The 20488-nt window shown below is 59.8% G+C and carries 19 protein-coding genes and 1 other RNA gene; 8 read left to right on the top strand and 12 right to left on the bottom strand.

The window, feature by feature from the left end; genetic code table 11:
• The first annotated feature begins 9 nt into the window (after positions 1–9).
• Positions 10–1905, top strand: a complete 1896-nt coding sequence (locus H7H48_RS10090; protein WP_229448929.1) for an ATP-binding protein — start codon at positions 10–12, stop codon at positions 1903–1905.
• Between the two features lie 132 nt (positions 1906–2037).
• Here H7H48_RS10090 and H7H48_RS10085 read toward each other — a convergent pair whose 3' ends face one another.
• Both H7H48_RS10085 and miaA read right to left on the bottom strand, forming a co-directional pair.
• A complete protein-coding gene (locus H7H48_RS10085) occupies positions 2038–2820 on the bottom strand; it encodes a GGDEF domain-containing protein (RefSeq protein WP_229448928.1) in 783 nt (260 codons plus the stop codon).
• A 90-nt stretch (positions 2821–2910) separates the two neighbouring features.
• Complete coding sequence (gene miaA / locus H7H48_RS10080) at positions 2911–3846, bottom strand: tRNA (adenosine(37)-N6)-dimethylallyltransferase MiaA (RefSeq protein WP_229449234.1); 936 nt, start codon at positions 3844–3846, stop codon at positions 2911–2913.
• A gap of 30 nt (positions 3847–3876) precedes the next feature.
• On the opposite strand from miaA, the gene serB reads away from it, so the two are divergent.
• A complete protein-coding gene (gene serB / locus H7H48_RS10075) occupies positions 3877–4764 on the top strand; it encodes a phosphoserine phosphatase SerB (protein WP_229448927.1) in 888 nt (295 codons plus the stop codon).
• Positions 4761–5324 (top strand): GNAT family N-acetyltransferase, encoded by a 564-nt coding sequence (locus H7H48_RS10070; protein ID WP_229448926.1) that lies wholly within the window; start codon positions 4761–4763, stop codon positions 5322–5324. Before serB ends, H7H48_RS10070 begins: the two co-directional genes overlap by 4 nt.
• 55 nt (positions 5325–5379) lie before the next feature.
• On the opposite strand, the gene H7H48_RS10065 is transcribed toward H7H48_RS10070, so the two are convergent.
• The 7 genes from H7H48_RS10065 to H7H48_RS10035 form a co-directional block, all read right to left on the bottom strand.
• On the bottom strand, positions 5380–6879 hold the full coding sequence (locus H7H48_RS10065; RefSeq protein ID WP_229448925.1) for a DegQ family serine endoprotease: 1500 nt from the start codon (positions 6877–6879) through the stop codon (positions 5380–5382).
• A 191-nt stretch (positions 6880–7070) separates the two neighbouring features.
• Positions 7071–7256, bottom strand: coding sequence for a DUF2065 family protein (locus H7H48_RS10060; RefSeq protein ID WP_229448924.1), 186 nt, complete (start codon positions 7254–7256; stop codon positions 7071–7073).
• A gap of 12 nt (positions 7257–7268) precedes the next feature.
• On the bottom strand, positions 7269–8198 hold the full coding sequence (gene hflC / locus H7H48_RS10055) for a protease modulator HflC (protein ID WP_229448923.1): 930 nt from the start codon (positions 8196–8198) through the stop codon (positions 7269–7271).
• Complete coding sequence (gene hflK, locus H7H48_RS10050; RefSeq protein WP_223021047.1) at positions 8198–9304, bottom strand: FtsH protease activity modulator HflK; 1107 nt, start codon at positions 9302–9304, stop codon at positions 8198–8200. The genes hflC and hflK overlap by 1 nt, the downstream gene beginning before the upstream one ends.
• Before the next feature lie 148 nt (positions 9305–9452).
• A complete protein-coding gene (locus tag H7H48_RS10045) occupies positions 9453–9947 on the bottom strand; it encodes a dihydrofolate reductase (protein WP_229448922.1) in 495 nt (164 codons plus the stop codon).
• A 15-nt stretch (positions 9948–9962) separates the two neighbouring features.
• A complete protein-coding gene (locus tag H7H48_RS10040; protein ID WP_229448921.1) occupies positions 9963–10757 on the bottom strand; it encodes a thymidylate synthase in 795 nt (264 codons plus the stop codon).
• Between the two features lie 160 nt (positions 10758–10917).
• The gene (locus tag H7H48_RS10035; protein ID WP_229448920.1) at positions 10918–11229 is read right to left on the bottom strand and encodes a DUF2853 family protein; all 312 of its coding nucleotides are present in this window, start codon (positions 11227–11229) and stop codon (positions 10918–10920) included.
• 152 nt (positions 11230–11381) lie between these two features.
• Here H7H48_RS10035 and ssrA point away from each other — a divergent pair.
• Positions 11382–11749: a transfer-messenger RNA gene (gene ssrA, locus H7H48_RS10030) on the top strand.
• Positions 11750–11866: 117 nt separating this feature from the next.
• Here the strand turns inward: ssrA and H7H48_RS10025 are convergent.
• On the bottom strand, positions 11867–13072 hold the full coding sequence (locus tag H7H48_RS10025; RefSeq protein WP_229448919.1) for a multidrug effflux MFS transporter: 1206 nt from the start codon (positions 13070–13072) through the stop codon (positions 11867–11869).
• A 165-nt stretch (positions 13073–13237) separates the two neighbouring features.
• On the opposite strand from H7H48_RS10025, the gene H7H48_RS10020 reads away from it, so the two are divergent.
• From H7H48_RS10020 to H7H48_RS10005, 4 genes are all read left to right on the top strand, one after another.
• Entirely contained in the window at positions 13238–13939 is a 702-nt protein-coding gene (locus H7H48_RS10020) for a TetR/AcrR family transcriptional regulator (RefSeq protein ID WP_229448918.1), read from the top strand.
• Positions 13940–14025: 86 nt separating this feature from the next.
• A complete protein-coding gene (locus H7H48_RS10015; protein WP_229448917.1) occupies positions 14026–14592 on the top strand; it encodes an SspB family protein in 567 nt (188 codons plus the stop codon).
• Positions 14592–14792, top strand: a complete 201-nt coding sequence (locus H7H48_RS10010; RefSeq protein ID WP_370633342.1) for a DUF4169 family protein — start codon at positions 14592–14594, stop codon at positions 14790–14792. Before H7H48_RS10015 ends, H7H48_RS10010 begins: the two co-directional genes overlap by 1 nt.
• Entirely contained in the window at positions 14789–15019 is a 231-nt protein-coding gene (locus H7H48_RS10005) for a ribbon-helix-helix domain-containing protein (RefSeq protein ID WP_229448916.1), read from the top strand. Before H7H48_RS10010 ends, H7H48_RS10005 begins: the two co-directional genes overlap by 4 nt.
• Positions 15020–15027: 8 nt before the next feature.
• Here H7H48_RS10005 and H7H48_RS10000 read toward each other — a convergent pair whose 3' ends face one another.
• The gene (locus H7H48_RS10000; RefSeq protein WP_255663670.1) at positions 15028–18822 is read right to left on the bottom strand and encodes an AsmA-like C-terminal region-containing protein; all 3795 of its coding nucleotides are present in this window, start codon (positions 18820–18822) and stop codon (positions 15028–15030) included.
• Positions 18823–19028: 206 nt separating this feature from the next.
• Complete coding sequence (locus H7H48_RS09995) at positions 19029–20447, bottom strand: FAD-binding oxidoreductase (RefSeq protein WP_229448914.1); 1419 nt, start codon at positions 20445–20447, stop codon at positions 19029–19031.
• Positions 20448–20488: the final 41 nt, after the last annotated feature.

The raw sequence follows: 20488 nt of genomic DNA, 5'->3' as shown, positions 1-20488 counted from the left end.
GGTGGCACGATGTATTTGGAAGGCGGAACGACGCAGGGCGAAACCACGTCGCAGGAACGGCGCGCGGCCGATCAGCCGCGCCGGCGTCTGCTCGGCCACGTGGTGCACTGTGATGGCGCCCGTGCGACCATTGCTGCCGATACCGAAATAGACGATGCAGGTCAGTCGAATTACTGGACCGTCGGCAAGATGATTTCCATTAATATGGGAACAACACGGACCGTCGGCCTTGTCTATGCTGTCGAACGTCCCCAACACCGCTGGCGTGACGGCGAAGCCAATCCCATCGCCATTTCCGTCGAACTTGTCGGGGAGGTCCGGGACCGTGGCTCGGAACCGGTCTTCGACCGTGGCATCACCGAGTACCCCCATATCGGTGCCCCTGCCCATCGTATTCGCTCTCGCGACCTTCAGGCGGTCTATGATCTCGCTGGCCGCCAGCAAGCCGTCATCGGCAAGCTGTCACAGGACGAGGCAATCGACGCCTGCATAGCCGTGGACGATACTCTCAACCGTCACTTCGCGGTGGTCGGGACCACGGGCGTGGGCAAATCTTCCGCCGTTTCACTTCTGCTGCGAAAGACCATCGCTTCCCGGCCTGACCTGCGGGTGCTGATCCTGGACCCGCACAATGAGTTTGCCTCCGCGCTGCCAGAACATGCGGTTCGCGTCGACACCAACACACTCGACCTGCCCTTCTGGCTGTTTCGGCTGGAGGAACTTGTCGAAGTACTTTTCAGGGGCCGCGAACCCGTTCCAGAAGAGGTAGAGCTCCTCCGCGATCTCATTCCCAACGCCAAGCATCTCTATCGAAATCCGGGTACCGCGGCCGCGCTGCGACGCAACAATGATGCTGGCGGCCTGACAGCAGACACACCCGTGCCGTATCGCATGGCTGATGTCCTCAAGGAGATCGATGAACGCATTGGTCAGCTTGAAAACAAGGTGGAACGCCCTCTTTATCGCAGCCTGAAGACACGCATCGAAGCGGCCATCAACGATCCGCGTTATCGCTTCATGTTCGCTGCCCGGGTTATCGAAGACACGATCCACGAAACGATCGGCAGGCTCTTCCGTGTCCCGAGTCATGGCAAAACCGTGACCTGTTTCGAAATGGCAGGCATGCCGCCTGAAGTGGTCAACTCCGTCTGCTCTGTCATGGCGCGTCTGGCCTTTGACCTCGCGCTGTGGAGTGAAGGGAAACTCAATCTTCTCGTCGTCTGCGAAGAGGCCCACCGTTACATGCCGGCCGATCCGCGCCTTGGCTTTGCTCCGACGCGTCACGCTTTGGCGCGCATCGCAAAGGAAGGGCGCAAATACGGTTGCTATCTCGGTGTGGTAACCCAGCGTCCGGGAGAGCTTGACCCGACCGTTCTGTCGCAATGTTCCACCGTCTTCGCCATGCGACTGGCCAACGATCAGGATCAGGCGATCATCCGCTCTGCGATTGCCGATTCCTCCGCCTCCATGCTCTCCTTCCTCTCTGCCATGGGCCGCCGGGAAGCGATTGCCTTCGGTGAGGGCGTGGCGACGACCATGCGCATGAAGTTCGAATCTCTTCCGCCACATGCCTTGCCGGGCGTTCGCGAAAACGACAGGCACAGGGCCTCCAACCCGGAAGAGATCGATCGCGAAGTGGACCTCGCATCCATCGTCAGCCGCTTGCGAGACACCGGACGCACACCGCGGACGCAGGTGGAGACATCTCCCAATATCGGAGCCCCCGTGCCTGCCGGACTTCAGGCAGGTGATCAGGGATATTCCGTCGGTTATGCCTCTCGTCCGGTTGAAAACGGGACCGGTCGGCCGGCGCCCCTCCCCCCATTGCGGCCCTCGGATGCATCTTCTCTCAGCCGCTACACGGGCACGACGTCCCAGCCTCGCGGAAAATTCGGGACCCGCTGACAGCTCAGCCGTCTGCAGCCAGGGCATGGAAAACGCTGATACCGTGCAGAATCACAAAGCACAGGGCCATTTGCCCTACGCCCTGTCAGCGAACCATGTTCCAGGGGATAAGAAAAACGAGCCGCAACTTCGTCAGGCACACACCCGATTGCGCCCCAGGCGTTTGGCCTCGTAGAGCATTTTGTCGGCCCGGCGATAGAATTCCTCGGCGGATTCGCGGCCGTTCCAGATCGACAACCCCACGCTGATCGTCACGCGGATGTTCACATTCGACGTTTCGATAACAAGCGCGCCAACCGCCCGCCGAATGCGCTCAGCCAGTTTTACCAGCGATTCATTGTTCATGTTCGGTGCGACAATGGCGAACTCCTCGCCCCCCATGCGCGCCACCACATCATGATAACGGGTCAGGTCCTTCAGGCAACGCGCCACGGCGCGCAGCACGTCGTCTCCCACGTCATGACCGTGTGTGTCGTTGACCTGTTTGAAGTGGTCCAGATCGAGCACCATCAGCCCGACGGGCTTTTCGATACGGCGAAACTCCTGAAGATATTCCCTCAAAGCATCATCGAAAAAGCGCCGGTTCTGCATGCCCGTAAGGCTATCGGTCAGGGCAGCATGCTGAAGGGATTCCGATCGTGCACTGAGCGTTTCGGTCATCGCCCGTAACTTCCCTTCCTCCTGCACCTGGGTGCGGATCAGCGGATAGATGAAGAACAGGCCGAAAAGGGTGGCGGTGGCAAGCAGTACCCCGGAAATGAACAGAAGCTGGATAAAGCTTCCGAGTTCCCGCGGAACCGGAAAGATGCCTATATCCGAACGCAGAAGCCAATAGGCATAGGCGAGCATTCCTCCCGCTCCAAGGACGAGCGAAATGAATACAATAAACGCCGACTCCGCTTTGTGGAAACGCATGCTGGCCCCGAACGACACCCTTTAAGCCGTTCTCGCACAGCCTTACTTACGCAAGGTTAATCTCCACAGGTAGAAGTGGCGCCATATTGGCTATTTGAGATTGTTTTTGATGGCAGTCACAAGTTCATCCGTTGATCTTGTGTGACTGCCGATGGGCAGCCTCAGCCACTGATCGTCGAGTTGGTGCCGAAACCAGGTTGCCTGTCTCTTGGAATAGCGCCGCGTAGAGGTTTTTGCTTGTGTGACGGCTTGTTCCAATGTGCACTCATTCCGCAAATACGCAGTCAGTTCGGGCACCCCGATGGCCTTCATTGCCGGAAGAGACACCGCAAGATCGAGCGCAAGGAGAGCCATGACTTCTTCAAGCGCGCCATGCGCAATCATGCTGTCAAAACGACGCTCGATGCGCTCGACAACAAATGAGCGCTCCGGCTCAAGCACGATACAGGTGCTGTTTTCCCGGGCGACCAACGGTTGGGTTGTCTCGTCCTGCCAGGCGCTCAGTGCCTTGCCAGTGGCATCGTGAACCTCCAGAGCACGGGTGATGCGCTGCCCGTCCGTGGGTCCTATCGCAGCCGCAGCCGCCGCATCGCGCTTTGAAAGAACACGATGAAGCGCCTCGGGCCCTTCATCCGCAAGACGCTTCCGCCAATGAGATCGCACGGGCTCAGGAACTGGTGGCGTGGGTGCGATACCATTGAGAAGTGCTCGAAAATAAAGCCCGGTGCCGCCCACAAAGATCGCACGACGACCTGCGAGGACGCCCTTCTCAAGAAGCGCAGAAACATCGTCCAGCCAGGCCCCTGTCGAATAGGCGACGGAAGGTGATACATGCCCATAGAGGTGATGCGGCGCTCTATCCAGATCATCTGTCCCCGGCCGGGCTGAAAGAACCCGAAGCACGTTATACACCTGCATGGAGTCGGCGTTGACGATCGCACCGCCGACCTCCAGAGCCAGACGCAGCGCCAGCGCAGACTTGCCGCTGGCCGTTGGCCCGGCTATCAGGATCGCATCGTTCAGCATGCCTGCCATTCAAGCTCCCGGAAAGCGCCCATGTCCCTCGTAGCCACCCTCATTTCCCATCCGGCAAAACGCGCATTGACGCCGGACGTTGCGACTATGGCCATGAAGGCGCTCGATGCAAGCGCCATCGACTGGCTGGGGGAAAACCTCGCTTGTGATATTGTTCTGAAGCCCGGAGTTGACCCCAAAGCCGCAGATTCCATCCTGCGTGATGCCCTCGCCCGCAGCCCCGTGGATATAGCGGTACAGAACGCGCAGGGGCGTCGCAAGAAACTGCTGATCGCCGACATGGACTCCACCATGATCGATCAGGAATGCATCGACGAGCTTGCAGCCGAACTCGGGCTCAAGGAAGCTGTTGCGGAGATAACCCGTCGCGCCATGAATGGCGAGATCGCATTTGAGCCCGCACTGGAAGAACGCGTCGCTTTGCTCAGGGGCCTGCCCCTCGATGTCATCGACAGCGTTATTGAAAAACGCATCACGCTCGCGTCTGGCGGGCGTACGCTGGTCGCCACAATGAAGGCCTCCGGTGCATTCACTGCCTTGGTGTCGGGCGGCTTCGAGCAGTTTACGGGACCGGTCGGTGAAAAACTCGGCTTTCACACCCAGCAGGCTAACCGGCTCCTTACGCATGACGGGAAACTCAGCGGCGAGGTTGCAAAACCTATTTTGGGCCGCGCAGCCAAGGCCGAGGCGTTGGATCGCCTCGCCGCACAACAGGGCATTCCACGGCAGGACGTGCTGGCAGTCGGCGATGGAGCCAACGATCTCGACATGATCGAACGGGCGGGCCTCGGTGTTGCGCTCCATGCCAAACCCGCCGTTTCCGCTCAGGCCGGCGTGCGCATCGACCACGGAGACCTCACAGCGCTCCTCTTCCTGCAGGGCTACCGAGAATCGGACTTCATTCAATGACCCTCCTGGAGACCGACCGTCTGGTCCTGCGAAATTGGAGCGAGGAAGATCGTCCGTTTTTCCATCGCATCAATTCCGACGACACGGTCATGGAGTTCTTCCCTTTCCGCAGGAACCGCGAGGAGGCTGATGCCGTCATGGACAGGATTCGTGACGGCATTGCGAAAAATGGCTTCGGGTTCGCGGCAGCAGCCCTGAAATGCTCAGGCAAGCCGATCGGCTTTGTAGGGCTGCACAAGCCTTCAGGTCTCACCAACCTGCCGGATGGATCGATAGAAATCGGCTGGCGGCTGGCCCCGGAGTATTGGGGCAAAGGCTACGTGACCGAAGCCGCTCAGGCATGGCTTGCATTCGGTTTTGATAAGCTTGGACTTGAGGAAATCGTCTCCTTCGCGGTTGTTCACAATGCACGTTCCATCGCCGTCATGCGGCGTATCGGGATGCACCACGATCCGAATGGAGACTTTGATCATCCCGGCGTTCCAGAGAGCCATCCGCATTTGAAACGCCATGCGCTTTACAGGCTCACACAGTCGGATTGGCGCGCCGCGCAAAAATAAAAAGCCCGGTGGTCATCCACCGGGCTGCGTTTGATCTGCGATATGTGACCAAAGCTCAGTCCATCCGCAATGTGACGAAACGAAGCTCACCATTCTTCGAGGCAAGCATCAGCAGTGCGTTACGGCGCCCCTGCCCCTTCAGCTCTTCGAGCCGGTCCAGCGCTTCCTTGGGTGTCGAGACTGTTGCCTGGGCGATCTCCACGATGACATCGCCCGCGGCAACGCCCTTCGTCGATGCCGGGGATCCCTCATCCACCTTTGTGATAACCACGCCGCTAACATCAGCAGTGATTTCAAACTGCTCCCGCAGTTGATCATCCAGAGTGGCCATGTGCATTCCCAGAACAGCCGCCGAGGAGACAGCCTCGCTTTCGCCGGCGGGCGTGTCCGTTTTCGTCTCTGCGGAAGCCAGTTTCTCACCATCTTCCAGCCGTCCGAGCGTCACCCGTACGGTTTCTTCCTCGCCCTTACGGACGACGACGACGTCCACTTCCTTGCCAACCGGGCTCTCGGCAACGATGCGCGGCAGTTCGCGCACATTATCGACAGCCTTTCCGTCGAACTCGACAATCACGTCACCCGGCTGAATGGATCCGTCGTCCACTGGGCCACCTTCGATCACACCACTCACCATCGCGCCCATGGCTTTGCCCATGCCAAGGCTCTCGGCTATCTCATCTGTGACTTCCTGAATACGCACACCGAGCCAGCCGCGCCGCGTCTCACCGAACTCACGCAACTGATCCACCACCTTGATGGCCAGCGCCGATGGGATGGAAAAGCCAATGCCGATGGAACCACCGGTCGGCGAAATGATGGCCGTGTTGATGCCGATCACCTCGCCGTCCATGTTGAACAGCGGCCCGCCGGAGTTTCCGCGATTGATGGCCGCATCCGTCTGGATGAAATCATCGTAAGGACCTGAGCCTATTTCGCGGTTGCGCGCCGAAACGATGCCTACGGTCACCGTTCCACCAAGACCGAACGGATTGCCGATCGCCATCACCCAGTCGCCGATCCGCATCTTGTCGGAATCCCCGAACGGAACATCCTGCAGTTTGCGTTTGCTTGGATCGATCTTGAGCACAGCCAGATCTGTCTTCGTGTCCACGCCCAGCAATTCGGCGTCGAGCTTGCCGCCGTCGGTGAAATTGACGACGATCTCGTCTGCGCCGGAGATCACGTGGTTGTTGGTGACAACAATGCCTTCTTCCGCGTCGATCACGAAGCCAGAGCCCAGAGACTGCGCCTGCCGCGGTCCCTGCTCCTGTTCAGGCTCATCCTGGAAGAAGTCGTCAAAAAACTCCTGCAGCGGCGAGCCCTCTGGCAGCTTTGGCAGCGGCACGCGCCCCGACGCGCCCCCATCCGTGGAGCGCGAAGTGGAGATGTTGACCACCGCGCCGGCAAGCCGCTCAGCCAGATCAGCCACCGAAGCCGGGCCCTCTGCTCTTGCTTCTTGTGCCAGGATCACCGGAGCGGAGCTGAGACCACCCAGCGCGATCAGCGCGGCAACTGGTGCCACCCGCGTGGCGCGTAAAATCTTCGTCGGGAACATTGAGAGCGTTTCTCCAGATGGCTTGTTTGGTGGAACGGCCCGTCGCTGGAACGGTAAGCCGGCACCCTGGCGGAACTTTAGGCTCAACACTGACTGGATTCCATTAACAGGCGTTTCACATCTGTATGATTGGGCCTGATTACGGCACGTTTGCGGCCCGCACGGGAATTCCATGCGGGCCGCAAACTGTTTCAACCTCGTATAAGCCAGATCACCAACACACCGAGCGCCATGGCCGAGACGCCCGCTGCGCGAAGCGCGCTGTCCGGCATTTCAAGAACCTGCTGGGCGAGTTTTCTGGCCAGCCTCGGCATGCCGCCATAGACCAGGCCCTCGATGACGAGAACCAGGCCCAGGGCGGCAATGAAATCGCTCATGTCAACCGCCGGTCACTGGCCGGCAGCGGTGCCCTGAGCAGCCGGCGCTGACACGCGGGCTCCACCGCCGCTGGAGTCGTTGAAGAAACGGAAGAATTCCGAATCAGGCGACAAAAGCATGGTGGTCCCGTTCGGGTCGAGAGCCTGCTGATAGGCGTTCATCGAACGATAGAACTCGAAGAAGTCCTCATCGCGCGAGAATGCCTCGGCAAAGATGGCGTTGCGTTCCGCCTCGCCCTCACCGCGCAGGATCTCCGATTCGCGCTGGGCGGCAGCCAGAATCTCGACCACTTCACGATCGGCCCGGGCGCGGATGCGCGCGGCAGCCTCACGGCCACGTGCACGCAAGCGCTCCGCCTCCGCCAGTCGTTCCGCCTTCATGCGGTCATAGGTCTGTTGGGAGACCTCCGCCGTCAGGTCGGTCCGGCGAATGCGCACATCCTCGATCTCAAGCCCCAGCGATGCAGCGGCAGGTCGCAATTCCTCGGCCACCTCACGCATCATGGATGCACGCTCTTCCGAAAGAGCCGCCTCGAAGCCACGCAGACCGTAGACCCGGCGCAAGGCCGCATCAAGACGGGTCCGCAGTCGCTGTTCAGCCAGCGCGACACTGCCCGAAACGGTCTGACGGAACCTGCGGGGATCGTTGATCGAATAGGCGATGAACGCATCCACCTCGTAGAACTTGCCGCCCGAAACCTGCACGCGGATGTCATCGAGATCGAAGCGCAGGATGCGGTCTTCGATGATCTGGACATTGTCCGCCTCGACAAAAGCGAAGGGCAGTTTGAAATAGAGGCCCGGCTCGGTCTTCACGTCGACGATTTCACCGAAACGAAGAACAATGGCCTGCTGACGCTCGTTGACGACGAAAATCGCCGAATAGAGCAGGAAGAGCAGAACCGCGCCAATGATGACGAGTATGGGAAGACGGTTGGACATTAGTTGCTCCCTCCCGCGGTTCCACGCGGCTGCTGCTGCGATTGCTGGCGAAGTTCGGGCAATGGCAGGTAAGGCACGACGCCCTGTCCGCCATTCTGCTCGACAATCACCTTGTTCGAGCCTTGCAGCACGCCTTCCATCGTCTCCAGGAACAGACGCTTGCGCGTCACCGCCGGAGCCTTGGCATATTCGTCATAGACAGAGATGAAACGCTGCGCCTCACCTTCCGCCTCCTGAACGACACGGTTCTTGTAGGCAGCCGCTTCTTCGCGGATCTGCGCGGCTTCACCACGCGCCTGACCGAGCTTCTGGTTGGAGTACTGGTTGGACTCCTCCACGAAACGGTCTTCGTCCTGCTCGGCGCGCTGCACCTCATCGAACGCATCGGCCACCTCGCGCGGCGGTGCGGCGTCCTCGATAGACAGCGCGTTGACCGTCAGCCCCGTGCCGTATTCGTCGAGCGCTGTCTGAATGGTCACACGCACATCTTCGGCAATGCCCTGGCGGTCATCACGGAAAATGTCCTGTGCCGGACGCCGGCCGACAACCTCACGCATGGCGCTTTCAGCCACCTGGCGCAGCGTCTCGTCGGGGTTGGCGACGTTGAAGAGATAGGCAGCAGGATCGGCAACCTGATAGGCAACGGAAAACTTCACATCGACGATGTTCTGATCACCGGAAAGCATGAGCCCGCTGGAAGCCCCGCCCCTGGTCTGGCCGATATCCACCAGCCGCTCGGCAACGGAAGCCTTCTCCACAGTCTCGATCGGCCACCAATGGAAATGCAGCCCCGGCTCGGAAAGCTCAGGCTTCGGCTTACCGAAGCGCAGTTCCACGGCCAGTTCGTCCGGCTGCACCGTATAAACGGATTTGAAAAGCCACAGACCCGCCAGCGCCAGAAGCACCAGACCGATCATGGCCGGGCTGATGCCGCCGCCGCCGGGCAGCGCGTTTTTCAGCCTGTCCTGGCCGCGTTTGATGATCTCTTCCAGATCGGGCGGAGATCCCTGCGGTCCACTCGGCCCACGCGGTCCCTGATCCCAGGGGCCTCCGTTATTGCCGCCGCCCCAAGGGCCGCCTCCGCCACTTTGATTATTCCAGGGCATTCTTGTTCCTTTTCTCGATCCGGGTTCCGTCCGTCGAGGACAGCTCTCCCATCCGGTCAGTTATAGGTAGCGGCAAATCCTCTTTCAACGCGGCAGCCCGCCGCGTTTCCCGCTCTTTCCAGCGAAAAGAGAGCCCTGCCCTGCCTCTTCAGCGTCGTTGGTAGACCACATAGGAGGTGGCGTAAACGTCCTTTTCGCCCGCCGGCACCTCCTCGCGAGAGACTTCCTCCCATATTTCGGGGGCGATTTCAGGGAACACGGTATCCCCTTCGATCTGCGCATAGACATGCGTGACATGCAGGCGATCGGACCTGTCCATCGCTTCCCGATAAATCTGCCCCCCACCGATCACGCACACATCCTGGCCGGCGTCGCCAGCCACTGCCAAAGCCAGCCCCACGTCCAGGGAAGATACGCATTCCGCCCCTTCAGCAGCATAGTCCGCCTGCCGCGTGACGACGATGTTGCGCCGACCAGGCAGCGGCTTGCCAATGCTCTCCCAGGTCTTACGCCCCATGATAACGGGCTTGCCCATGGTGATGGCCTTGAAGCGCTTGAGATCCGTGGAAAGCCGCCAGGGCAGATCCCCGTCGCGCCCGATCACGCCATTCTCCGCCATCGCAACAACCAGTTCGACGCTCATCAGCTTCCCTCCCGCTCAAACCGCAATCGGTGCGCGGATCGTCGGGTCGGCCACATAGCCCTTCAGCCGGAAATCCTCGAAACGGAATGCAAACAGATCGGTCACGTCGGGGTTGATCCACATTGTCGGCAGCGGCTTTGGTGTCCGCGTCAACTGCTCGCGCGCCTGATCGAAATGATTGGAATAAAGATGTGCATCGCCCAGCGTATGCACGAAATCCCCTGCCCGCAGCCCCGTCACCTGCGCCACCATCATGGTCAAAAGCGCATAGGACGCGATGTTGAAGGGCACGCCGAGAAAGATGTCGGCAGAGCGCTGGTAGAGCTGGCAGGAGAGCCGCCCCTCCGCCACATGGAACTGGAACAGGCAATGGCATGGCGGCAGTGCCATGGAATCGACCTCGGCCGGGTTCCACGCCGAAACCACATGCCGCCGCGAATGAGGATTGTCACGCAACCCTTTAAGAAGATTCGTGATCTGATCGATCTGCCCACCGTTCGGTGCCGGCCACGAACGCCATTGAGCCCCATAAACCGGCCCGAGGTCGCCATTCTCGTCTGCCCATTCGTCCCAGATCGAAACGCCGTTCTCCTTGAGGTAGGCGATATTCGTATCGCCCTTCAGAAACCACAGCAATTCGTGAATGATGGAGCGCAGATGCAGCTTCTTCGTGGTGAGGACCGGAAACCCCTCTTCCAGATTGAAGCGCATCTGATAGCCGAAAACGCCGCGCGTACCCGTTCCCGTGCGATCGTCACGGTCGACGCCGTTTTCGAGAACATGGGAAAGAAGATCGAGATACTGGCGCATGGTGGTCCGATTCGGGCTGGGGTTGTCGCCGCATCATAAAGCAGACAGCAAGCACGAAAAGTGCCCGGCACGCTGATTGTCGCGCTCTCTCACACCCAAATGAAAACGCCCCCGCCGAGCTGGCAGGGGCGCAGCATGAACAAATGGCGTAGCCAGAAGCTCAGAGGCTCGACAGTTTGCCCAGATGCTTCGCCACAAGATAGTAGAAGGTCACGCGGCTTTTCGAATTGTCGCCGGACATTGTCTCGCAAACTTTCTCGATGATGGAATCGCACTTTGCGCCGTCGGATTCGCCGAGCTTCTTCATGCACCAGCTCTCGCGCACACGATCAAGCTCGCTGGAATCGGTACACGAGACCAGCGACGAGTCCCGGTTGCGCAACGCGATGCCAAGATGCTTTACGATTTTGTTGACGATGTCCTCGTCAGCGGTTGCATCATATTTGCGGACATCCGCGAGATAATCGGCCATGATTTTTCCCTCGTTTCAAATCGTGGGCCCCCTTCGACACGATCCGGCCAGCAACGCAACCTCAACGTTTGCCAAAGTTCTTCCCACACCATTGCAGACATTCCGCAAAGCATGACGTCAAGTCAATGCCGAAAAGACTTTTCGCCAGAATCCCCCTTTTCTTGCTCCGGTTGCCTCACTATATTCGCACCGTCGGCTCGACCGACTATGGCGATAAACTGCCGGTGTAATAAACCATTCGGACCCGGGGGCAGTGCCCGGCGCCTCCACCAGAAACCGCCGAAGACCATGCGTCCGCTGACGGCTTCTGACGGGGGCGAAACAGGATCGACGAGGGTGTAAAGATCGGACTTTCGCTCGGCATGATACCACCGTTATCGGGTCAAACCAGTAGTTGCAAACGACAACTATGCGGAGGCACGTCTCGCTGCTTAATGCAGCGCGATAGCTTCACTTAAACTCCTGAGGGTTCGCACCTTCAGGCGGGGTTCGGAGGCACCTGGCAACAGAAGCCTCCACTCTTCCAGTTTTTTAATTTTGTGAGTTTCCGTTTTTTCCGGCGGGAGTGTTCCTGCCGCCCGCAAAAGAAAGGGCGCCTCAGCGCCCCTCCAGAAACAGCCTTGCCAGCCATCCGAACTCATTCGGCTGCCGCCCGCGCAGGCTGCTGATCGCGTCCCAGCGTCAGATGGGTCAAAGAAAGCGCGAGCACGGCACACACGGCAATGCTCGTCACCATCGGCAATGGCGTCCCGTCAAAGAACAGCCCCGATACAGCCATGGCCGTGGCCCCGATGGCAAAATGCAGCGTTCCCATCAGGGCCGATGCAGTGCCGGCAATGGTGCCGTGATCATCCATCGCCAGAACCGAAGTGGTTGGGATAACAAGTCCCAGAAACCCGTAGCCCACGAACAGAAACGCGGCCAGCACCCACAGCGACTGCAGCCCCGATGCCATGACCACCAACATGGCCACGATTGTCGTCGCGTAGGAAACGACAGCGACCCGCACGACACGCCGGAGACCATATCGCTCCGTCAACCGCCCCGTGAGCTGCGACATGGTGAAAAACGCCACTGCATTCATGGAAAAGAAGACACTGTAGAGTGTCGGTGACAACCCATAGTGGTCTATCAGCACAAAGGAGGAGTTGGACAGATAAACGAAGAAGCTGGAAATGCCGAAACCGCCGATGAACGTCAGCCCCATGAACTTTCGATCCCCGAGGAGAAAACGATAGCCGGCAAGCGCCGTTCGCAGAGAACTGCCTTTCCTTTCCTCAACAGGCCTTGTTTCCTTCAGCGCGGTTGCAAGAAGGAAAAGGCCAAACACTGCAGCGACAGTCACGGACCAGAATACCGCCCGCCACCCAAGAGTGGCGATGATCACGCTCCCCGTAAGCGGAGCCAGAATGGGCGAGATGGAGAACACAAGCATCAAGAGCGACATGAGCCGCGCCGCTTCGGTACCGGTGTGAAGATCACGCACCACAGCGCGCGGTACGACCATTCCGGCCGAAGCCCCCAGCCCCTGTAGGAACCGGAACGCAATCAGCATTTCGATATTGTTGGCCAGCGCCGACCCGATACTGCCGATGATGAAAACAATAAGCCCGGCATAGAGTGGGACCTTGCGGCCCACCATATCGGAAATCGGTCCAACGATGATCTGAGCCAACCCCATCGACAGAAAAAACACCAGAAGTGACATCTGCACCGGAACGGTGCCTGCATCGAGGTCTGCGCCAATCGACGGCAGGGCCGGCAGATACATATCGATGGCGAACGGGCCGACGGCAGTTAGAAGGCCAAGAACCAGCGCAATGCGCAGAAATCTTGTGGTCATGGATTTTCGCTTTCAGAAAAGGTGACCGCCGCGATCGGCGTCAAATTCAAGACAAAACACTAAGGAGAAGGCCCGGCGCAGCTGCCAGCATGGCGCGGCTCACAAAGCTGATCTTTATTGACTATATTTTTGGACAGTCTTGTCTAATTTGTCAATCACACATATATGTTTTTTATGGATGCGATCAACGCTACTGACAGGCTCCCGACACGCGGACATGCGGCCAAGCGCGTGTCCATTCTCGAAGCGGGGGCGCGCGTTTTCTGCCGGGAAGGCTATGCCGGCGCGAACATTGACATGATCGCCGCCGAAGCCTCGGTCTCGCGTCAAACTGTATACAATCACTATGGCGACAAGGATAAGCTGTTCGCAGCCGTCGTCACCGAAATCACCCAGCGCTGCAATGCCCGTAGTTTCGAGGTGTTGGCAACCTTTCCCGATCATCCCGAAAACCTCGAAAAGGAACTTGTCGCCTTTGCAGTGCGCCTGACGCAGAATTGCCTGTGCGACGAGGATGGGAAATATCTTCGCAAGCTCATCCAGAGCGAAGGCGAGCGGCATCCGCAGCTCTTCGCCAGCTGGCGCACCGACGGGCCGGGCAAGGTCTGGTCTGCGCTCGCCGCTCGCTTCGCCCGTCTGGCCTATGCAGGGCATCTTGATCTCGACAACCCCGACATCGCGGCACGTCAATTCCTTGCCCTGGTGAACACCGAATTGCAGATCCCCGCTCTTTTTGGCGAGAAGCTGGGGAGCAATCGGCTTCAGGAAACAGCCGCCTGCGCGGTCAAAACTTTCCTGCGCGCCTATGGCAGGAAGCGGTCGGAAAACGAAGAAATATCGTCGGGCGACCGCGCTTTGCGCGCTTGACGCAGCGGAACCCGGCTTTTGCCGGTTTACCTGAGCACAGTCCTTGATTAGAGGTAGGTCGAAGATTCACAAACCGGTTCCTGTTGATGGCCGAAGACCGCATAAGATACGATATTCTCGCTCAGGACGCTCTGCGTGGCGTAATGCGCAAGGTTCTGGCAGAAGTTGCGCGCACCGGACTTCCTGGTGAGCACCACTTCTTCATCACCTTCCTGACCAACGCTCCTGGCGTCCGCGTCTCCTCGCGGCTCCGTGAGCGTTATCCCGAGCAGATGACAATCGTATTGCAGTATCAATATTGGGATTTGAAAGTCAGCGAGACTGGCTTCGAGGTCGGTTTGTCCTTTGCCGACGTTCCCGAAATGCTGAGCGTGCCCTTCTCCGCAGTCCGCGGTTTCTACGACCCCTCGGTCAACTTCGAGCTCGAGTTCGACGTCAAGCCGGAGCAAGGCGAGCAATCCGCGGACATTACCGAGGTTTATCCCGAAGATACTGCCGAAGAAACGCAAAAGCCCGCTGCCAGGAAGAAGCCGGCAAAAAAGACCAAGAAGGAAAAGGCGGAGACAGAAAGCGATCCCGTAAAGGAAGAAGCTCCTGCATCCGAAGGCAAAGGGGCCGAAGTCGTATCCCTCGACGCTTTCCGAAAGAAGTGATGATGGGCGAACTGGTCAATCTCAGGCAGCAGCGCAAGCGCCGCGCCCGCGAAGAGAAAGAGCAGCGCGCCACGGAAAATCGGATCCTTCACGGACGCACCAAGGCCGAACGCCTCTTGAATGAGAGCCAACAGGCGCGTTCAGTGAGCCTGCTTGAAGGGCACAAACGCGAAGAGAAGCGGGACACCCCGCCCAAATGAGCGGGATCGCCAAGCGTTCGGTCAGCATCCGTGGCCATAAAACAAGTGTATCTTTAGAAGAGCCGTTCCTTGCCGAGCTGGAGAGCATTGCCCGGCGGAGAAATATCTCGTTGGCAGCGCTTATTGCAGAGGTGGACGCTGCCCGCCAAGACGAAAACAATCTCTCTTCCCGGTTGCGGCTCTATGTTCTTCAGGATCTGAAAACCCGGACTCCCGACAACGCTTGACCCTCAGTTCACCCCCCGTCTGAGCCCAGAAGTTCGCGAAGCCTCTCGGGAGAAAGGTTCTTCGAGCGAAAGAATTCTGAAACCGCATCAGGCGAATTCGCGCCTTCCGGAGCCTCCAGCGGAGCTCGCTCGACCTCCGAGGGTATGGCGCTTTCGCGCGGGGGATTTTGCTGCTGGCGCTTTCGCGCTTCTGCAGCACGCTCAGCCTCTGCAGCTCGGCGCGCAGCTTCGGCGTCTCGTTCTGCCTTTCGGCGCGCTGCTTCTTCCGCCTCGCGCTTCTGACGCAGTTCGCGTTCCAGTCTTTGGCGCTCTGCTTCCGCTCGCTCGCGTTCGGTCTGGAGTGCTGCGAAATAGCGTGCCTCGCGGCGCAGCCTCTGCTTTTCCAGAAGCACCGACTGCATGCGCTCCACCCGCACCTGTTCGCGCTCCAGCGCCCGCTGGGTCAAAAACTGAGCAAGCGGCCCGATTGAAAGCGATGCCTCTACATCGCCAAACGGTCCCGATGCCACCAGGTCCACGCGAGGCTCCGCCCCCACAACCGCCTCGAGACCGGGATCAAAAACCAGCGCCCCGTCCGTTTCGACCGTCATGCGCTGAAGATCAGCCGATGCCGTCGTGGTCAATATGGCTCCCTCTGCCTCAAGTCGCATTGGCGGTGTGCGTGCAACACCTCCGGCGATCGTGAAGGCAAACTCGGTGCTTCCCACCTGAAATTCGCCGTCACGAAGAATAGGCGGTGCGAAAATCTCGGTCTGTGCGGCATCAATCTCATTGCCCAGAACATCAGCCTTTTGAAGGATCAGCGGCAAAGCCTGCGGGTTGAGATCAAGTATGCTCAAATCGTTCACCGTGACCGAGCCCGATCCGGTGAGAGCCGAGGCCATGCCGTTCACGGTCTTGCCGCTGGCTGTCACGCTGGCATGGCCACTCAGACGACCTCGAAGGCTCCCCTGCGGCATAAGCGCGTCCAGCGCCGTCTCCTTCAATCCGATCTGCGCCGTCAGAAGCCCGGTTCCGGCATTGTTTTTAAGCGTCGCAAAACCCTCGATCGAACCGTCAAAGGCCGCCGCCTTCAGATCGGAAACCGTCAGCCCCTCATCGTCGAGTTTCAGCTTCAGGCTAGCCTCCTGCCCAGCCGAGAGGAACCCAGCCCAGAGCGCGTCCGTCTGAAGGTCGAGATCGGCTGCAAACGGCAGACTGACATCGCCAGCAAACGGTTCTTGAGGCCAGGCCCCGCTCTCCTCGCCCGACAACACATCCGGTCCCAGAACGAGCTCTGCCGCCGGTGCAAGGTCAAAACGCGCCAGGCGTAGGGCGCCGTCGATACGCGGTTTGCCGCCATCGCGCAGAATGTTGAAATCGCCACTCAGATCGGTTCCGGCCACCACACCTGAGAGCCCGGAGAGCACGACCACCTTTTCGCTCCACTCGAGCGCCGCTGCGAGCTCGACGGGCAATCCAAGCCCAAATCCCGGCAGCACGACGCCGCCGACAGCCAGCCATGGCTCGATATCATCGCTCTCCACGCGCACCCTGCCGGAAAGAGCAGGTGTCGAGAGGGCGTTGGCCAGTTCACCGTCGAAAGATGCGGTAAAGCCTTGCCCGGTGACCGCACCCTGTGTGCTGACCGTATCTGCCAGCGAGCCCGAGGCCGTAAGTTCAAGCTTGGCATCGCCAACCAACCCGAGCGGAAGCGCCGGTAGGCCTGCAAGGCCATAAAGCACCGCGGCATCATCATTTCTGGCCGTCGCGGAAAGCTTGAATTCGCCCTGCAGCGCATCGTCCCTGGGGCTGCGATCGGAGAGCGAAAAGCTGAGATCGGTGCCACCGGCCTCCCCTTCCGCGCTGACCGCGAGCCCCACCGTACCGTCCCTGTTGTTGGCCGCGCTGGCGACAAGGTTGATTTCCGCATTTTCCAAAAGCCCCGGAAAGGCCTGGGCCCGCTGGGCAATACCCTCCAGAACGCGGTTTTCAGGGAAGCGGTCGGCCGCCATCATTGCGAGATCGGCAAGATCGGTCGACAGGATCGTCGCGTCGATCTGGCCCGTCAACGCGGTGGAGAAATCGCGAAGCTGCCCTGTGGCGCTGATCTGGGCGCCGGCAAGCCCGCCCAGTGTCAGCCTGTCGATCTCAAGCACGCCCGCGCGCAGGCGCAGAGCCGTGTCGACCGTGTCCGCCTCCACACCTCCGGCAGCAACGGGTCCCGCCTTCACCGCGAGATCCACGTCATGTCCGGAAAGCCTGTTCACACCGGCGTCATTCACGAAAAGCGAGGCAAAAGCCCGAATACCGTCCAGATCGAGCGCCTCCCCCTCGAGCGCAATGTCCAGAGAGGGTTTGGCATCGTCCGGCGCCTGCCGTTCCACGCGGCCATTGAAGCGTGCGCCGCCCAGGATAAGCTCCAACCTTTCGAAGGTCTGTGCGCGCTGCGAGAGATCCACATCTGCGCTGAAACCGGCCGAAGAGAGGCGACGGATGGCATCATCCACATCGCGCGAAATCCAGGCAGCAAAGCCCGATGGCTGTGCGATCGCGAGCAGCATCCGTCCCTTGAAGGCAAGGGCATCGCGCGTGGTCAAAAGGCCACTGGCTTCCAGGCGCGTCCGGCCGGGCAGCGTCGCGGCCACAGAGCCGATCGACCAGCCGCGGTCAGCCGGCTGCGCCCGCAGTTCGATATTCCGGATCGTCGTGTCTCCGGCCACGATTGCCGGTAGGTTGATTGCGATCTCACCGGGGATGCCCGGCGCCGGCAGAGCGCGCATGAGGTTCGCAAACGCGTTGAAGCGTGCATTGAGGTCCAGTCCGGCGACAGAGCCGCTTTCACCCTCCTCCGGCTCAAAACGAAGTTGGGCTCCGTCCGCCTCTACGAGAAAACGCGGCGCGCTGCCAAACTCGATGCGCGCCCTGCCCTCTGCGCTATAGGGGGCATCAATTGGCCCCGTCTCGAAGCGAAACGCATCAACCAGAAGCTGATCGTGCCTGAGATCGAAGCTGCCGGTCAGTCGGTTGCTCGCCGCCCCCGTGGTGAGAGCCGGGGCCTGCTCGTCCTCCTCGCGCAGCTCGGCCATCGCTTCCTGGCTATAGGTGTTCAGCGCAAACGTGCCGTCATAATAGGCGGCTTCGTCTTCGATGCGCGCCTGACCGTCCATCGCCACCCTGACAGGAAGATCGTCTGGCAATGCATCGATCCGCAACCGCATGCGCCCGTCATCCCCAAGCGTACCCGTCGAAACGGAAACCCGCATTGGCAAACCGTCGAAAGCGAGCGATCCTCCAATCCGCCAGGGTCCCGCCAGGCTGCGAGCGGAAAGCTCCGCATCGATATCGGACACCTGATGAATTTGCCCGCTCGCTTCATGGCGAAGGGTCACCGCGCCATCGACGATACTGACGTTTTCAAGCGTTACCTGCCGCGGGTCGAACGGCCCGGAAGGACGCACGGCCCAGTCGATTCCGCCGTCCGCGGCCACAGAAATACGTGCCTTCGGCCGCGTGAGCTGCATGTCGAAAATCAGCACCTCGCCGCGCAGAAACGGAGCAAGCTCGGCATGCATGGAGAACTCGTCCACCGTCATGCCCGGTGCATCCGGCGTTTCGCCGGCCACAACCACATCGGTGAAGGTCAGCGAGGGAAACGGCAAAAGCCGTGCTCGCGCGGTGCCCTCCACCCGCACGTCGCGGCCGAGCACCCGCCCCGCTTCACGCTCAAACGCGGATCGGTAATGATTCCAGTCGATGAAATAGGGGGCAACGAGCGCCGAGGTCAGCGCCAGCACCACAAGTCCACCGAAGAATACAAACAGCCGGGCCAGATTGCTCTCCCTGGTTCAAACGCCGTTGGCCTACACTAGTGCAATTCCAGAAAAAGTGGAAACGGGTTTTCCGTACGGAATCGCGTAAAAACAATGAGTTAGAGCGCTTTCACGATTCAACGATATACAGACTCTATCTCGCTCGCTCTCAACGACATTAAAGCGCCGGTCGGCCATATGGTCGCACAAGGTATCGCTTATAGCCGCCGGCTTCCCACCACCTTGCCGGGATTCATGATGTTGAGCGGATCGATCGCCTGTTTGACCGCCCGCATAACATCCACCGCATCCCCGAGTTCCTCCTCCAGGAACCGCATCTTGCCCTGCCCGATCCCGTGTTCACCCGTACAGGTGCCATCCATGGCAAGAGCCCTCTTGTTGAGGCGCGCGACAAAAGCTTCGGCCTGCTCGATTTCCCTCGGGTCGTCCATGTCCATCAAAACGAGCACATGAAAATTGCCGTCGCCCACATGGCCGAGAACCGTGGCCATCAGCCCCTGCTCCTCGATATCCGCCTCGGTTTCCAGAATGCACTCGGCAAGCCTCGAAATGGGAACGCAGACATCGGTCGAGATGCCGCGCGTTCCAGGTCGCAGCGCGACGCTCGCCCAATAGGCGTTGTGGCGTGCTTTCCACAGCTTGGTGCGTTCCTCCGCAACACTCGTCCACTGAAACGGGCCGCCTCCGAACTCTTCCGCGATTTCGCCAAAGGTTTCAGCCTGCTCCTTTACGCCGGCATCGCTTCCGTGAAACTCGACAAACAGGCACGGGCTTTCGGGGTAATTCAGATCGGAATAGGCGTTGATGGCCTTCATCGCGAGTGCATTGACGAACTCGATACGCGCCACCGGCACGCCCATCTGGATCGTCGTGATCACCGCTTGGCACGCCGACTCGACGTCCGGAAACGGACATACGCCACCCGAGATGGCCTGAGGAATGCCATAAAGCTTCAAGGTCAACGCGGTGATGATGCCCAGCGTGCCCTCGGCACCGACCAGAAGCCGCGTGAGATCGTAGCCGGCCGATGTCTTGCGGGCGCGCCGTGCTGTGGTGATCAGCCGTCCATCCGGCATCACAGCCTGCACGTTCACCACATTGTCACGCATCGTCCCGTAGCGCACTGCATTGGTGCCCGATGCTCGCGTCGAGGCCATGCCTCCCAGGCTTGCATTTGCGCCTGGATCGATCGGGAAGAACAGGCCCGTATCGCGCAGATAATGGTTGAGGTCCTCACGCGTCACACCGGGCTCCACGGTGCAATCCAGGTCTTCGGCATTGACGGAAAGAATGCGGTTCATGTTCATCAGATCAAGAGAGATCCCGCCGCCCGGCGCATTCACGTGGCCCTCCAGAGAAGACCCTGTCCCAAAGGGAATGACAGGCACGCGATGCTCGGCGCACATGCGCACCACATCCTGAACTTCCTCGACGTTTTGCGGCGCAAAGACCGCGTCCGGCAATTGCGGAGGGATATAACTCGTGGAATGGGCATGCTGCTCGCGAACCGAATGTCCGGTGGCCAGCCGCTCCCCATAACGCTGACGCAAAAGGTCCAGCACAAGCCGAACACCTTCTTCGTTCCTTGCTACCTGTTCCAATTCCGCAAGCGCCATTCAACTTCTCCAATCAGGTGGTCCAACCCTTGCCGCACAGG

The organism is Nitratireductor sp. B36 (genome assembly GCF_020833685.1).
Taxonomy (GTDB): domain Bacteria; phylum Pseudomonadota; class Alphaproteobacteria; order Rhizobiales; family Rhizobiaceae; genus Nitratireductor.
The sequence above is the reverse complement of the archived record's forward strand: the minus strand, read 5'-3'. Positions and strand labels throughout refer to the sequence as shown.

What these genes read in the sequence shown, in the direction of transcription:
- H7H48_RS10090 (WP_229448929.1), top strand. Translation starts at nt 10, where the DNA reads ATGTATTTGGAAGGCGGAACGACGCAGGGCGAAACCACGTCGCAGGAA.
- H7H48_RS10085 (WP_229448928.1), bottom strand. Translation starts at nt 2,820, where the DNA reads ATGCGTTTCCACAAAGCGGAGTCGGCGTTTATTGTATTCATTTCGCTC.
- miaA (WP_229449234.1), bottom strand. Translation starts at nt 3,846, where the DNA reads ATGCTGAACGATGCGATCCTGATAGCCGGGCCAACGGCCAGCGGCAAG.
- serB (WP_229448927.1), top strand. Translation starts at nt 3,877, where the DNA reads ATGTCCCTCGTAGCCACCCTCATTTCCCATCCGGCAAAACGCGCATTG.
- H7H48_RS10070 (WP_229448926.1), top strand. Translation starts at nt 4,761, where the DNA reads ATGACCCTCCTGGAGACCGACCGTCTGGTCCTGCGAAATTGGAGCGAG.
- H7H48_RS10065 (WP_229448925.1), bottom strand. Translation starts at nt 6,879, where the DNA reads ATGTTCCCGACGAAGATTTTACGCGCCACGCGGGTGGCACCAGTTGCC.
- H7H48_RS10060 (WP_229448924.1), bottom strand. Translation starts at nt 7,256, where the DNA reads ATGAGCGATTTCATTGCCGCCCTGGGCCTGGTTCTCGTCATCGAGGGC.
- hflC (WP_229448923.1), bottom strand. Translation starts at nt 8,198, where the DNA reads ATGTCCAACCGTCTTCCCATACTCGTCATCATTGGCGCGGTTCTGCTC.
- hflK (WP_223021047.1), bottom strand. Translation starts at nt 9,304, where the DNA reads ATGCCCTGGAATAATCAAAGTGGCGGAGGCGGCCCTTGGGGCGGCGGC.
- H7H48_RS10045 (WP_229448922.1), bottom strand. Translation starts at nt 9,947, where the DNA reads ATGAGCGTCGAACTGGTTGTTGCGATGGCGGAGAATGGCGTGATCGGG.
- H7H48_RS10040 (WP_229448921.1), bottom strand. Translation starts at nt 10,757, where the DNA reads ATGCGCCAGTATCTCGATCTTCTTTCCCATGTTCTCGAAAACGGCGTC.
- H7H48_RS10035 (WP_229448920.1), bottom strand. Translation starts at nt 11,229, where the DNA reads ATGGCCGATTATCTCGCGGATGTCCGCAAATATGATGCAACCGCTGAC.
- H7H48_RS10025 (WP_229448919.1), bottom strand. Translation starts at nt 13,072, where the DNA reads ATGACCACAAGATTTCTGCGCATTGCGCTGGTTCTTGGCCTTCTAACT.
- H7H48_RS10020 (WP_229448918.1), top strand. Translation starts at nt 13,238, where the DNA reads ATGTTTTTTATGGATGCGATCAACGCTACTGACAGGCTCCCGACACGC.
- H7H48_RS10015 (WP_229448917.1), top strand. Translation starts at nt 14,026, where the DNA reads ATGGCCGAAGACCGCATAAGATACGATATTCTCGCTCAGGACGCTCTG.
- H7H48_RS10010 (WP_370633342.1), top strand. Translation starts at nt 14,592, where the DNA reads ATGATGGGCGAACTGGTCAATCTCAGGCAGCAGCGCAAGCGCCGCGCC.
- H7H48_RS10005 (WP_229448916.1), top strand. Translation starts at nt 14,789, where the DNA reads ATGAGCGGGATCGCCAAGCGTTCGGTCAGCATCCGTGGCCATAAAACA.
- H7H48_RS09995 (WP_229448914.1), bottom strand. Translation starts at nt 20,447, where the DNA reads ATGGCGCTTGCGGAATTGGAACAGGTAGCAAGGAACGAAGAAGGTGTT.